This window comes from Mesorhizobium sp. M0189 (assembly GCF_040322135.1).
Taxonomy (GTDB): domain Bacteria; phylum Pseudomonadota; class Alphaproteobacteria; order Rhizobiales; family Rhizobiaceae; genus Mesorhizobium.
The window spans coordinates 82,347-96,356 of the sequence record NZ_JAMYSW010000005.1 but is presented as its reverse complement, the minus strand read 5'-3'; the positions used below and the strand labels follow the sequence as shown (position 1 = coordinate 96,356).

Sequence of the window (14,010 nt, the reverse complement as noted above, 5' to 3'; positions counted from 1 at the left end):
ATCGAGAGCGACGGTCGTCGGCAAGTCGCAGGCGTCGCGCGAAAAGGCTTGACAGGAAGCGGGCAAACGTCCTTTTAAATGTAACGTTATTACATCACGAGGTCTATATGGCTCCTTCTGACAAGACTTATTGCGCTGTGATTGGCGGAAAACTAGGGTGGCTGACTGATGGTCCCCGAGTCGAAAGGCAAGGGGTGAAAAGGGAACACGGTGAGATCTTCGGATCGAGGCCGTGGCTGCCCCCGCAACTGTAAGCGGTTAGCAAAATCCGAAGTGCCACTGGCCGGCAAGGCTGGGAAGGCAGGATGGCGCAAAGACCCGCGAGCCAGGAGACCTGCCATCAGCATGAGTTGACCGGACGGGGTGTGCCGGGAGGAGACGTGGACATCGGTCTTGTCGGCCGGTCCGTCCAGCTTCCTTCCGTCGCCATTGAGAAAGTGACGGTAAGTTGGACGCCTCCCAGCCTCTTCTTGAAGCGTGTGAACTGAGCGCGACGACGAATGGCCGGTGCCTGGTCAGCGCGGTGAGCCTTTCGATAGCGCCGGGCGACCGCCTCGCCATCATCGGCCCCAACGGCGCCGGCAAGACGACGCTGCTGCGCATGCTATGCGGTACGCTGCGGCCAAGCGCGGGAGATGTGAGATTTTCCGGACGCCGGCTGGAGAGGTTTTCGGCCGCCGAGCGGGCACTGCACATGGCGGTCGTTGGCCAGACCGACCAGCCTGATCCGCGGCTTGCCGTGATCGACTACGTCGAGCTTGGGCGCGTCCCGCATGCCGGCTTGCGACGGAGGAGCGAGCAACGCGACATCGTCATTGAAGCACTTCGCAGAACCGGCCTGCTGCCGCTGCTCGGCCGCACGATCGGCTCGCTATCCGGTGGCGAGCGGCAACGCGCCCAGTTGGCGCGCGCCATCGCCCAGGAGCCCAAAATCCTGTTCCTCGATGAACCGACCAATCATCTCGATCCGCGCGCCCGCAGCGACCTTCTCGAACTCGTATCGCAGTTTGGCATGACCGTCGTGGCGGTGCTTCAATGATCTGTCGCTTGTCACGCCATTTGCCACCAGGGTCGCGGTGATGAACGAGGCCCGCCTGCAGGCACTTGCCAGTCCGCGCGAGGCGCTGACCAAGAAGTTGATCCGCGAGATTTTCGGCGTTGACGTGCTTTGGCTGCGCCATCCCACCGAAGACCGCGAACTCACGGACTTCGACGTTCCGAACCGCGCCTCTTCACATCCCGATTTGACCAAGGAGCAACATCCGTGAAACGCCTCGTACTGTCTTTTGCCTCCCTCCTACTTGCCCAGACCGCCTTCGCTTTCCCGGTAACCGTTGATAGCTGCGGCACGCCGCTGACGTTCGACGCCGCGCCGAAGCGCGCCGTCATCCAAGATCTGAACATGGCGGAGATGGCCTTCGCGCTGGGGCTGCAACCATCGATCGTCGGCCTGACCGGCATCACCGGATGGTATAAGGTCGGTCCGGAATTCAAGGCCGAGCAGGGCGCGATCCCGGAACTCGCGCCGAAATACCCGACCATCGAAAACCTCGTCGCCGTCGAGCCCGATTTCTTCTTCGCCGGCTGGTATTACGGCATGAAGCCTGGCGGCGAGGTGACGCCCGATACGCTGGCCCCGCACGGTATCAAGACGCTGGTGCTGACGGAAAGTTGCGTCCATCTCGACCAGAACCGCCCCGCCGCCTCGATGGACCTGCTCTATGGTGATGTCGAAAAGCTGGGCAAGATTTTTGGCAAGGAGGCGGAGGCGGGAAAGCTTGTTTCGAACTGGAAGGCGCAGCTCGCCGATATCACGGCAAAGATCGGCGACCGCACGGGAACGCGTGTGTTTCTTTACGACTCCGGCGAAGACAAACCCTTCACATCAGGCAAGTTCGCGATCCCCAGCGCCATGATCGCCGCAGCCGGCGGCGACAACATCATGGCCGACATGCCGACGAGCTGGGGCAATACGGATTGGGAGACGGTGGCGGCCCGCAATCCGCAATTTCTTATCCTGCTCGACTACCAGGACGGCGGCTACAGAAAACTGCTCGATTTCCTGAAAGCTCATCCGGCGATGAAGGAGACTGAGGCGGTCAAAAATGAGCACTTCATTGCGCTGCGCTATGCCGAACTGACGCCTGGGCCTGCCAACATCGAGGCGATCGGCAAGATCGCCAGGGCGATGCACCCGGAAGCTTTCTGAGCTTGCGCCAGAGAGCGTTCGAATTGGCGATGACAGCAGGAGCAGCAGCGATTGCCGCTCTTGCTCTGCTGTCGATTGCCTATGGATCGACGGTCATCGCGTTGAGCGACGTGATTGCTGCGCTCGGACATGCCGCCGGGCTGGACGGAGACATCGTGTCCGGTCCGGCCGGCAAGATCCCGATTGCCAAGATCGTCCTCGATCTTAGGCTACCGCGCACGATTATGGCCATCTGTGTCGGCGCCGGGCTGGGCGTCATCGGCGCGCTGCTGCAGACGGTAACGCGCAACGACCTCGCAGATCCGTTCTTGTTCGGCCTGTCGTCCGGAGCCGCGGCCGGCGCGGTTTCCGTCATCACCATTTTTGGCGACCATTTCGGTATCTGGACGTTGCCGGTCGCGGCCTTCACGGGCGGCGTATTAGCCGCCGGCATCGTGCTTTTGCTGGTTTCGCGGGTGAGGGGGCAAGGCCCCGAACGGCTGATCCTCGCCGGGCTTGCCGTCTCGTTCATGTTCACCGCCTTGACTAACTATCTCGTCTTTGCCGGAGACCAGCGCGCCGCTCACTCGGTGTTGTTCTGGACGATGGGCGAGCTCGGGCTGGCCCGTTGGGACAATATCGAGCTGGCTGCTCTGGGCGCAGGCACCATCCTTGTTTATGGACTTTGGAACCACCGCCGGCTCGACGCTTTCCTGGCCGGCGAGAATGCCGCTGAAGCCTCGGCGTCCCGGTTGCGCGGATGCGCAGGATGACATTTCTCGTCGCCGCTTTCTCGACGGCGATCCTTGTCTCGGTCGCAGGCGTCATAGGTTTCGTTGGCTTGATGATCCCACATCTGTCCAGGACCCTGGCCGGCCCGCTTCATCTGCGCCTGATTGCAAGCTGCGCCCTCTTCGGAGCGGTGCTGTTGCTGGCAAGCGACCTTCTCGCGCGCACGCTGCTGCCGCCGCAGGAACTGCCGATCGGCATCATCACCAGTTCGGTCGGCGCTTTCTTCGTGGTCACGATGCTCATTCGCAATCGCTCATGATGTGACTGCCATGTACATTTGCCGCCTTCGGGCACAATCCGGGTTCCTTGAATTATGAGCACGCTTATTATATATGTCGCTCATGGTTTCCGACGGCATCGACAGATTGGGCTTTTTGATCCACGACGTGCAGCGCCTGATGCGCAAGCGCTTCGAGGCGCGCGCCAGTGGTTTCGGCCTTTCTTCGGCGCAATGGCGGCTTCTGGTCCGTGTCGCCAAGGAGGCGGGTGTCGCGCAGGCGCGGCTTGCCGAGCTTCTCGAAATCGAGCCGATCAGCGTCTCGCGCCTTGTCGATCGCATGGAGGAGGGCGGCTGGATCGAGCGCCGTCCCGACGCAACCGACAGACGAGTGCGCATGATTTTCCCGACCGCCAAGGCGAACGCAGCCTACGCCCACGTCAAGAGCCTTGCCGGCGAGGTGTATGAGGAATCGCTCGTTGGCGTTTCGCCGGAAGATCGCCGCGTCCTGGTCAAGGCGCTGGAGACAATGGTGCAGAATCTTGCGGATGGTGAGACGCCGCCCTCGGAAAAAGTGAAGAATACGGAAGGCGCAGCAGCATGAACGCGGTAGCCAAAGTAGATAAGAATGCGGCCAAGCTGGAGATGGAAGCTCCCGCGAAGCCGGCGGCAGCTCCGGTAACGGTCGCTCCGCAGGTAGCTCCGGCGCCAGTGGCGCCGAAGAAGAAGCGTCGTGCCGGCCGCTTCCTTTTGATGTTTGTGCTGCCCGCTGCGTTGATCGCCGGCGGCAGCTATGTCTGGGTGACCGGCGGCCGCTATCAGGAGACCGAGAACGCCAATCTGCAGCAGGCCAAGGTGTCGATAGCCGCCGATACGGCGGGCCGCATCGTTCAGGTCGATATTTTCGACAACCAGTCTGTCAAGCAGGGCGACGTGTTGTTCGCCATCGATCCCGAGCCCTACCGGATCGCATTGGCCCAGGCCGATGCGGCGGTGGCCGGCGCGCGGCTCAATGTCGAGCAGCTGCGTGCGGCCTATAGCCAGGCGCTGGCGCAAGAGAAGTCCGACGAAAGCCAGGTCCAGTACGCGCAGTCGCAGTATGACCGCGCCGCCGACCTTGCCCGCAAGGGCATCAACGCCAAGTCGTCGCTGGACGAGGCCAAGAACGACCTCGACAAGGCCAAGCAGCAGCTGGCCGTGGCCCAGCAAGGGATCGTCAGCGCCAAGGCGGCACTTGGCGGCAATCCCGACATCGAGACCGACAAGCATCCGACAGTGATGGCGGCGCTCGCCGCACGCAACAAGGCGGCCTACGATCTGGTCCAGACAACAGTCAAAGCGCCTGCCGACGGCATCATCAGCCAGGCCGCTTCGTTCAAGGTCGGCCAGTATGTCGGCTCGGGCACGCCGCTGTTTTCGCTGGTCGAGACCGGCGATACCTGGGTCGACGCCAATTTCAAGGAAACGCAGCTCACCAACATGAATCCGGGCCAAAAGGCCGAAATCGTGGTCGACACCTATCCGGGCAAGACGTTCGAAGCCACCGTCAAGGCGATTGGCGCCGGCACCGGGGCCGAGTTCTCGCTGCTGCCCGCGCAGAACGCCACCGGCAACTGGGTCAAGGTCACGCAGCGCATTCCGGTCCGCCTGGAGTTGACCGACGCCGACGCCAAGATGGCGCTGCGCACCGGCATGAGCGCGACCGTCACGGTGGACACCGGCGTTTCCCGCGGGCTGCCGGGCATTTTCCGCCGCGCCACGGCAGGCGAGGCCAAGTAAAGAGGCCTGACAGCGGCCGCATGGCAAACAGCGAGATGGATGCAGGTGACAGGATTGGTCCGAGGGAGGCGCAGGAAGAGTTGAATGCGTAGACGGGCTGCGCTGCGGCCTGGCTAAACCAGACAACGTTGCGCAGGATCTTCGGTCCTCAGGTTTCCGGGCGGCAGGCGCCCGCTTTGTCGAGACGCTCAGTCGATGTAACCCCCACATCGATGCTCGCGTCCCACCGCGATGAGGGTCTCTCTGCAGCGAGGGCCTCGCCGTCCGGAAACCTAATGTACACGTTTTTGTTACCTGCTGGAAGTTTTACGTCATGAGCACCCCAGAACCCTTTCGCGAAGTACCGCACCGCGGCCTGATCACAGTTGCGCTCATGCTGGCGACGATCATGCAGGCGCTCGACACGACGATCGCCAACGTCGCGCTGCCGACCATGACCGGCGATCTCGGCGCCTCCCCCGACAACATCAACTGGGTGCTGACCTCCTACATCGTTGCCGCCGCGATCATGACGCCGGTGACCGGCTGGCTTGCCGACCGCTTCGGTCGCAAGGAGCTGTTCCTGACGGCGGTGGTCGGCTTCACCGTCTTCTCCATGCTGTGCGGCATAGCCTGGAGCCTGGAGACCATCGTTCTCTTCCGGCTGATGCAAGGCGTCTTCGGCGCGGCCATCGTGCCGCTGTCGCAGACCTTCCTGCTCGACATCAACCCTAGGGAACGCCACGGCCAGGCCATGGCCATCTGGGGCGCCGGCATCATGCTGGGACCGATCCTTGGCCCGACGCTGGGTGGCTGGCTGACCGAGAATTTCAACTGGCGCTGGGTGTTCTTCATCAACCTGCCGGTCGGCATCATCGCCTTCCTCGGCATGGCCGCATATCTCCCCAGCGTGGCCCGGCGGGTGCGCAGCTTCGATTTCTTCGGCTTCGCCATGCTCTCGCTCGGTGTCGGCGCGCTGCAACTGATGCTCGATCGTGGCGGTGAGGTCGACTGGTTTTCCTCGATCGAGATATGGATCGAGCTTGGTCTTTCCATCACCGGCTTCTGGGTATTCACCATTCACACGTTGACGGCGGAGCACCCCTTTATCGACCCGAAGATCTTCCTCGATCGCAATTTCGTCACCGGGCTGGCGTTCATCTTTGTCATGGGCGTGCTCATTTTGGCGAGCATGTCGCTGCTGCCGCCAATGCTGTCGACCATCTTCGGCTATCCGACCCTCACCATCGGCATCGTCCTGGGGCCACGCGGTGTCGGCACGATGATCGCGATGCTGTTCGTCGGGCGGATCATGCACAGGATCGATGCCAGGATCCTCGTCGTCATCGGCTTCCTGCTGACCGCGCAATCGCTCTATACGATGTCCAGCTTCTCGCCGCAGATGGACAACTGGCTTATCCTCAGCTCCGGCGTCATCCAGGGCCTTGGAATGGGAATGGTGTTCGTGCCGCTGTCCACCGTGGCCTTCGCCACGCTCGACGCACGCTTCCGCACCGATGCCACGGCGTTGTTCAGCCTGGTGCGCAATCTTGGCTCGTCGATCGGCGTGTCGGTGGTGACGGTTCTGCTGGTACGCAACACGCAGATCAACCACGCTGAGCTCTCGGCCTATATCAATCCGTTCAATCCCAACCTCTGGGCGGCGTCGCCGGCAGCGGCGGGCGGCGATCCGACGGCGCTGTCGCTGATGGATGGCATGGTCAATATCCAGGCGATGATGGTCTCCTACGTCAATGACTTCAAGCTGCTGATGATGATGACACTGCTTGCCGTCCCGTTTGTTTTCCTGCTGCGCAAGCCAAAGGCTGCGCCGCCCGCCGGTGGAGCGCCTGCCGCGCATATGGACTAAGTCTCACGGCTCCGGCAACCGCGACCGACTCACGGCTTCCGTTGCCTGTGCCGGTCGCGTCGGCGTTGAGCCGGTTCACCTGCCATTAGTATATCCCGACCAATATGCACTCGCTTTTGGGTTGAAGGCGAGCCTCCTTTGCTTGCCTCAAGCATCAGCGGGAGGAACTGTATTTGGCCACGAAATCATCCAGGCAAACCGCCGAAGTGCCCGAATCCGCCAATTTGACGACGCTGGCACAACTGGCGACTGCCTCATATGAGGCGCTCGAGCGCGAGCTTCGCGCCACGATTGCAGCGCTTCAAGACCAGGCACTGCGGTTCCAGACCGCGATCGAGAACATCTCGCAAGGCATCTGCTTTTTTGACGCCGATGAACGGCTGATCCTGTGCAACCGGCGCTATGCGGAAATCTATCGCCTTGCGCCGGAGCAATTGCAGCCGGGGGCGGCGCTGCGCGAAATCGTCGAGCGGCGCGTCGCTGTCGGGACCTCGGCAATGAATGCGGACGCCTATCTGGCGTTGGCCCGGGCAGTCAATTCGGGCACTGCTTCGGGGAACTGGACAGCCGAGCTCGCCGATGGCCGGACAATTCAGGTCTGCCATCAACCGATGCCTGACGGCGGCTGGGTGGCCACGCACGAGGACATCAGCGAGCTCAGCGCCAACCGCTTGGTTGTCGACGAGCGTATCTCCTTGCAGACGCTGATCGACCTGGTGCCTGACTACATGTGGGTGAAGGACACCGAAAGCCGCTTCGTCGTCGCCAACCGAGCCATTGCGTCCGACAGCGGTCGAGACAGCACGAGCGACATGATCGGCCTGAGCGACTTCGACCTTCACGCGCCGGATCTTGCGCAGAAATTTCGCTTCGTCGAGCAGCAACTGATGCGCGACGGACAACCGATGATCGACGAGGAGGAGTTCGTCGTCGATGCGTCAGGCACCGGCAAATGGTTCCTGTCTACGAAACTGCCGTTGCGCAACGTTCAAAACAACATTTTCGGCCTCGTCGGCATTGCCCGCGACATCACTGCGCGCAAGCAGGCCGAAATCCTTCGCGATGGGCAGGCGCATATCCTCGAGATGATCGCAAAGAGCGCTCCCCTCGAAGACGTGCTCGAGCGGCTCATGCGTCTGGTCGAGTCCCAACTGGCGGGGATATTCGGTTCGGTCTTGCTGCTCGACAAGGATGGCAGCCACTTGCGCCACGCCGCCGCGCCGAGCCTGGCGAAAGACTACACCGACGCCGTCGACGGCGCCGCGGTCGGCCCTCGGGCGGGGTCTTGCGGAACGGCGGTCTATCGGCACGAGCCGGCGATTGTCGCTGACATCATGCAGGATCCGCTTTGGCAGGATTATCGCGAACTCGCGCGGCCGCACGGTTTGCGTTCGTGCTGGTCGACCCCGATCCTGTCGCATCAGGGCGCGGTGCTTGGCGTCTTTGCGATGTATTCGATGACGGTGCGCGAACCGACCGAGGCCGAGACCCGCCTGATCGATTTCACCACGCGCATCGCCGGGATCGCCATCGAACGCAAACAGGCTGAAGACCGGATCCACTTCATGGCCAATCATGACGTGCTGACCGGGCTTCCCAATCGCGCCTTGCTCGAGGATCGGCTTTCGCAGGCGGTCCTGTACGCCCAGCGATACGATCGCTGGGTGACGGTGGTGTTCATCGATCTGGACAATTTCAAATTTGTCAACGACACGCTCGGCCACAATGCCGGAGACGAGCTTCTGAAGATCGTCGCAAGTCGCATGGTCGACTGCGTGAGGGCAACCGATACCGTCGTGCGGCTTGGCGGCGACGAATTCGTCATCGTGCTTTTCGACCAGCCGGCGAACGTCGATCTCGTTTCCGAGACCTTGCAAAAGCTCAGGTCGGCACTCGCCGAACCGGTTCGGCTCGGAGCGCATCTTGTGCGGGCGACGGCCAGCATAGGCATTGCCAACTATCCGAAGGATGGGACTGATCCCGATACGCTGCTGGCAAATGCCGATGCGGCCATGTATCGCGCCAAGGAGTTCGGCCGCGACAATTTCCAGTTTTACGCTCCGGAGTTCAATACCCGGGCGCATGAAAAATTCGTGCTTCAGGAAGAGTTGCGAAACGCCTTGGCGCGTTCGGAATTCACTCTGCTCTACCAACCGCAAGTGGACCTTCGGTCAGGTCGGATTTTTGCGGTCGAGGCGCTGATACGCTGGAACCATCCAACGCTTGGCACGATAATGCCGACGATGTTCATCCCGACCGCCGAGGAGACAGGTCTGATCGTACCGATCGGCGACTGGGTTCTGCATGAGGCGTGCCGGCAGAACAAAGCCTGGCAAGACGCCGGGCTGCCGCCCTTGACCGTTTGCGTGAATGTGTCGGCGCGGCAATTCAGGGAGCGCAACCTGATCGATCGCATCGTCAGCGCGCTGAAGGACAGCGGCCTGGAGGCCAGGTATCTCGAACTGGAGGTGACCGAGAGCCTTATCATGCAGGATATCGAGCTCGCCGTCGCGACCATGAACGCCCTGCAAAGCCTGGGTGTCCAGATCTCGATCGATGATTTCGGCACAGGCTATTCCAGCCTCAGCGCACTCAAAACCTTTCCCGTGGCGCGGCTGAAGATCGACAAGTCCTTCATCAAGGACCTCGCCGCCGACGAGAACGACCAGGCTGTGGCCAGCGCGGTGATTTCATTGGGGCAAAATCTCAACCTGAGGGTCATCGCCGAGGGCGTTGAGACAGATGATCAGGTGGCCTTCCTGCGCAGGAACAATTGCGACGAAATGCAAGGCTATCATTTCAGCAGACCGGTTTGTGCGCAGGACATCGAGGAGTTGCTCGGCGGCCGCAAAGACTGACGGCTCGATCATCCGGCACGGACTCCGCCGACCAAAGGCGAAACCGTGCTATCTTCCGAGCACAAGGCACCAGTAGCGAAGCGTGTTGTCGCGGCCGTCGCGTACATAGGCGAGGCCGAAGCGGGTGAAGCGCGGGTCTAGCATGTTGCGGCGGTGGCCTGGCGAATGCACCCAGATATCGAACAGCTTCTGCTGGTCGAAGCGGCCTTCGGCGATGTTCTCGGCGGCGGCGCCGGCAATGCCATTGTCTTTGACGCGCGAGGCAAAGTCCTTGCCCCAGCCGGTGGTGTGATTCATGCGGCCGCGGCGCGCCATGTAGCCGGCCTGCTGCAAGGCCGCCTGTTCGAGACGAGGATCGGCGACAAGCGGTCCAAGACCGGCTGAGGCCCGAATGCCGCTCAGGGTGCCGGCCGCGGAAGCAGAGACACCGGCGCCTTCGCCGGTGGGCAGCACGGCGGTTGCGCAGGCGGCGAGCCCGGCAAGGGCGCCAAGGCCGGCAGCTCTGAGCAGCATGCGCCTGTTCAGGCTTGGTTTGCCTTCATAATTTTCAATTCTCGCAACGGTCATGCCCGCCTGACATAGCGGTGATCATGGCTTTTGCCGGGCAGGCGATTAGAATCTCGCTCAAGCCGACCCACAGCGCAACAAAAAGGGCCGAGCTCGCGGGTCGCAAGTCGCCCAGACTGTTCGTTGCGGAACCAGCAAAGTTTGCCGCTGGGTCCCCGCCTTTTATCGTGTTATGCTAATATACCCTAAAGGCCGTCCTTGAAGGGAACGGAAATGTCCGCCATGTCAACGTTGACCCGGACTTTCATTGCCGCTGTTCTTGTCGGCTGCGCACTCGTCGTGTCGTCTGCCATCGGAGCGGGAGTTACCGAGGATGTCGTGACGGGAACGCGACTCGCGGAATTGCTCCGTGCGGGGCGAAGCATCATCTCGAACTATCAGACGCTCATCAATGATCCTGCTCTTGGCGACAAGCACCTCGACGGTGAGCGCATTACGAGAGAAGCCATCGCCGCATACTCAAAACACACCGGCCACGACCCGCTTTCGGGCGGATTGACCGAGCGCGACCGGCGTCTGCTTGAGGCCCAGATTGAGGCGATGCGAGAGGTGGTGGACGAACAGCAAGATAACATCAACCGCGCGGGAACCGCTTTCAAAGGCTTCGTGCCGGCGGTGTTTGCGCGTCTGATGAATGACAAGTTCGCTGCCAAGGCCGGCAACGAAGCTCGGGTGCGCGTGACCGCGCCAGAGCAACTCGTGCGCAACCGCAAATCGCTTCCGGACGCATGGGAAGCACGGATCATCGAAAGCGTCTTGCTGGATCCGCAGAGAGCAAAGGGAGAAGCCTACACGGAAGTCACCGAGGCGGATGGACGCCCTGCATTTCGAATGCTGCTGCCCGAATACTATACTGGCTCGTGTCTTTCCTGCCACGGCGAGCCGAAGGGCGAGATCGACGTGACAGGCTACCCAAAGGAGGGCGGCAAAGCGGGCGATCTGGGAGGCGCGATAAGCATCGTCTTGTTCAAATGAGCGCTTTGGAACAATCACCGCACCGCGTGGAAACGGTATCGGCGCCGGCGAGGCCCTTTGCGCGTCCCTTTGCCCATCTACCGATTTCGGCCCGCATAGCTGCGCTGACAGCGGCCGGCCTTATCAGCCTCATCGTATCGTCAATCTTTCTCACACAGGCACTTTATCGCAGTGCAGATCGAACTGCGGAGACCAAAGCATTTTTCGACGCCGCGTCCACTGCGGCTGCGGCGCACGCAACATTCGGCGAATTGCGATACTGGCTGACTGATCTGTCGGTTAGCTTATTGATGAATTCCCAGCGTAATGCCGAGCAGGCGCGCGAGCGACTACTGGCACATCTGGACCGCCTTTCGAAATCATCACCGGATGCGGTCAGGGAAATCCGCGTTGAGATGGATGCCTATGTCAAAACAGCGCTAGAGGCGGCAGACAGCTATACTCAAGACAACCGCATCATCGGCAACACTCTCCTCGCCGAGGCGCGTACCCACAGCGCAAACGTGGATGCTGCGCTTAACAAACTCGTCGACCGAGCGAGCGCCGAGGCAGAAGCCGCTCGCAACGAGGTCGTAACGGAAACCCAGAAAACGGCGACTACTGCTGCTGTTCTGGTGGCCATCGTGGTGATGATCGGTTCGCTTCTCACCATCCTTGTTCTTCGCTCGATCGTCGGACCGTTGCGGCGGCTGAACCGGGTAATCGGAAATCTGACGGAAGGACGCTACGACGTCGAAATACAGGCAGAGGGAGGGGACGAGCTCGGCGCGATGGCGCGGACGCTTCGGCTTTTCCGGGCGAGCGCAATTGCAAAGCAACGACTGGAGGATGAGGCGGAGCGGCAAAGACGGACGATCGGAGCGGCACTCGAGGCGATTTCTGACGGATTTGTCCTGTTCGATTCGGAGGACAAGGTCCTTCTTGCCAACAGCAAATACTGCGAAATCTTTCCCGACAATGACCGAGCTACTCTGCCGGGGCAAAGCCTTCAGGATATTCTGAAAAGACGCTTGGCGAGCGGGCACGTCGACCTTGAGGGCGCGTCGCCGGAGGAATGGATTGCGAAGAGGCTGCGCATCCAGAAGGATCCGGCAGGCTTCGTCCACGAGGGTCGCTTTGGAGAACGCTGGGTCCGCGTCAGCAAACGAAAGACCCCTGACGGCGGGACCGTCGCCGTTTACACCGACATCACGGAACTGAAGCAGAGAGAGGTCGAACTCGAGCGGGCCAAGAGTCATGCTGAAGCGGCAAATGAGGCCAAGAGCAGCTTCCTCGCGTCCATGAGCCACGAGCTGCGCACTCCACTGAACGCGATCATTGGCTACAGCGAGATGCTGATCGAAGAGGCGAGCGACCAGCAAATGAATGAGTTCGTGCCAGATGTGGAAAAGATCGCCGGGGCCGGTCGCCATCTCCTCGCGCTCATTAACGACATCCTCGATCTGTCGAAGATCGAGGCAAATAAGATGGCAAATTTCCTGGAGACTTTCGACGTCGCCGACTTGTTGCGCGATGTCCAGGCCACAGTCGCGCCACTGATGGCGAAAAACCGAAACAGTTTCGTTATGGACCTCGCGGGCGACCTCGGGAAGATGCATTCGGACCAGACGAAGTTGCGTCAGAACCTCTTCAATCTCCTCAGTAACGCAGCCAAGTTCACCGAGGGGGGCCGTGTAACACTGGCGATTCGACGCGAGAGGAGATCGGACGGCGACTGGCTGATATTCACAGTGTCCGACACCGGGATCGGGATGACGCCAAAGCAGCAAGAACGGCTCTTTGATGCTTTTACGCAGGCAGACGCCTCCACCACTCGCAACTACGGCGGGACGGGATTGGGCCTCAGCATAACCCGGAGTTTCTGCCGCATGATCGGAGGCGTTGTAACCGTTAAAAGCGAGTTCGGAAAAGGCTCGACTTTCACAATGGAGATTCCAGCCGAGTGCGACGAAGAACCTGGCGAGCAGAAACCCGCCGAGCCGCTGTCGTCGAGGCCCTCGGAGCAGGCGGTTCTGATCATAGATGACGAACCAGCCGCCCGAACTCTCATCGCCAGGTCCTTGGCTGAGGCGGGACTGGCATCAATCGAAGCAGCAAGCGGCGAGGAAGGCATAGCCGCGGCGCGAGCGCATCGCCCGGCCGCAATCGTTCTCGACATCATCATGCCGCATCAGGACGGCTGGTCAGTGCTGCGCTCACTGAAGGGCGATAAGGAGCTCTGCGAGATTCCGGTAATCCTTGCGACGATACTTGCAGATCGCGAACTCGGCCTCTCACTCGGTGCGGTCGAATACCTCACGAAGCCGATCGACACCCAGAAGCTTATACGAACAATAGAGGCTTGCGGCGGCGGCAACCGCGATGTGCTTGTTATTGACGACGATCAAGCCTCCCGCGACTTCCTTCGGCGTATCCTGATCAAGAAGGATTGGCGGGTTCACGAGGCAAGCGATGGCCTGCGCGGCCTCAAGCTGATGAAGCGGTTGTTACCGCGTCTGGTCCTGCTTGATCTGCTGATGCCCGAAATGGACGGGTTCCAGACCCTGAACGAGATGCAGCAGGTGCCCGAGCTTCAGAACATTCCGGTCGTCGTCGTGACTTCCAAGGATTTATCGGCGGACGAGCTCAAGTGGCTTCGCGACAGGGCGGTCGCGGTTGTAATCAAGGGCGCAAATAGTCGGTCTCAGTTGGTCGAGGCCCTCGAGCGCCAGATCTTCCCACTTGGGTCGACAGGTGCCAGCATTGCCGATCGCGGAACCACCCCCATGGCTGAAGGAAGCTAAAG

10 protein-coding genes, 1 pseudogene and 1 riboswitch are annotated in these 14,010 nt (G+C 61.1%); of the genes and pseudogenes, 10 read left to right on the top strand and 1 reads right to left on the bottom strand.

The features are described from left to right. Positions 1-152 precede the first annotated feature (152 nt). A riboswitch (cobalamin riboswitch) is annotated at positions 153-356 on the top strand. A 167-nt stretch (positions 357-523) separates the two neighbouring features. From NKJ09_RS11385 to NKJ09_RS11350, 8 genes and pseudogenes are all read left to right on the top strand, one after another. Further along, a complete protein-coding gene (locus NKJ09_RS11385; RefSeq protein WP_352495550.1) occupies positions 524-1,039 on the top strand; it encodes an ABC transporter ATP-binding protein in 516 nt (171 codons plus the stop codon). Positions 1,040-1,079: 40 nt separating this feature from the next. Then, positions 1,080-1,268: a hypothetical protein gene (locus tag NKJ09_RS11380; RefSeq protein ID WP_352495549.1), complete on the top strand. Its 189-nt coding sequence runs from the start codon at positions 1,080-1,082 to the stop codon at positions 1,266-1,268. Continuing rightward, a complete protein-coding gene (locus NKJ09_RS11375; protein ID WP_352495548.1) occupies positions 1,265-2,209 on the top strand; it encodes an ABC transporter substrate-binding protein in 945 nt (314 codons plus the stop codon). Before NKJ09_RS11380 ends, NKJ09_RS11375 begins: the two co-directional genes overlap by 4 nt. A 29-nt stretch (positions 2,210-2,238) precedes the next feature. Beyond that, positions 2,239-3,239 (top strand): annotated as a pseudogene (locus tag NKJ09_RS11370) (FecCD family ABC transporter permease). Between the two features lie 82 nt (positions 3,240-3,321). Further along, positions 3,322-3,801: a MarR family winged helix-turn-helix transcriptional regulator gene (locus NKJ09_RS11365; RefSeq protein ID WP_023717107.1), complete on the top strand. Its 480-nt coding sequence runs from the start codon at positions 3,322-3,324 to the stop codon at positions 3,799-3,801. Continuing rightward, complete coding sequence (locus NKJ09_RS11360) at positions 3,798-4,976, top strand: HlyD family secretion protein (protein WP_023717108.1); 1,179 nt, start codon at positions 3,798-3,800, stop codon at positions 4,974-4,976. Before NKJ09_RS11365 ends, NKJ09_RS11360 begins: the two co-directional genes overlap by 4 nt. A gap of 313 nt (positions 4,977-5,289) precedes the next feature. Further along, positions 5,290-6,825 carry a DHA2 family efflux MFS transporter permease subunit gene (locus tag NKJ09_RS11355; RefSeq protein WP_352495547.1) on the top strand — a complete coding sequence of 512 codons (1,536 nt, stop codon included), beginning with the start codon at positions 5,290-5,292 and terminating at the stop codon, positions 6,823-6,825. Positions 6,826-6,998: 173 nt separating this feature from the next. Then, a complete protein-coding gene (locus NKJ09_RS11350; RefSeq protein WP_352495546.1) occupies positions 6,999-9,683 on the top strand; it encodes an EAL domain-containing protein in 2,685 nt (894 codons plus the stop codon). A gap of 48 nt (positions 9,684-9,731) precedes the next feature. On the opposite strand, the gene NKJ09_RS11345 is transcribed toward NKJ09_RS11350, so the two are convergent. Continuing rightward, positions 9,732-10,250: a CAP domain-containing protein gene (locus NKJ09_RS11345; RefSeq protein WP_023717111.1), complete on the bottom strand. Its 519-nt coding sequence runs from the start codon at positions 10,248-10,250 to the stop codon at positions 9,732-9,734. A gap of 213 nt (positions 10,251-10,463) precedes the next feature. On the opposite strand from NKJ09_RS11345, the gene NKJ09_RS11340 reads away from it, so the two are divergent. Continuing rightward, a complete protein-coding gene (locus NKJ09_RS11340) occupies positions 10,464-11,225 on the top strand; it encodes a Tll0287-like domain-containing protein (RefSeq protein ID WP_023717112.1) in 762 nt (253 codons plus the stop codon). Then, on the top strand, positions 11,222-14,008 hold the full coding sequence (locus tag NKJ09_RS11335; protein WP_023717113.1) for an ATP-binding response regulator: 2,787 nt from the start codon (positions 11,222-11,224) through the stop codon (positions 14,006-14,008). Before NKJ09_RS11340 ends, NKJ09_RS11335 begins: the two co-directional genes overlap by 4 nt. Positions 14,009-14,010: the final 2 nt, after the last annotated feature.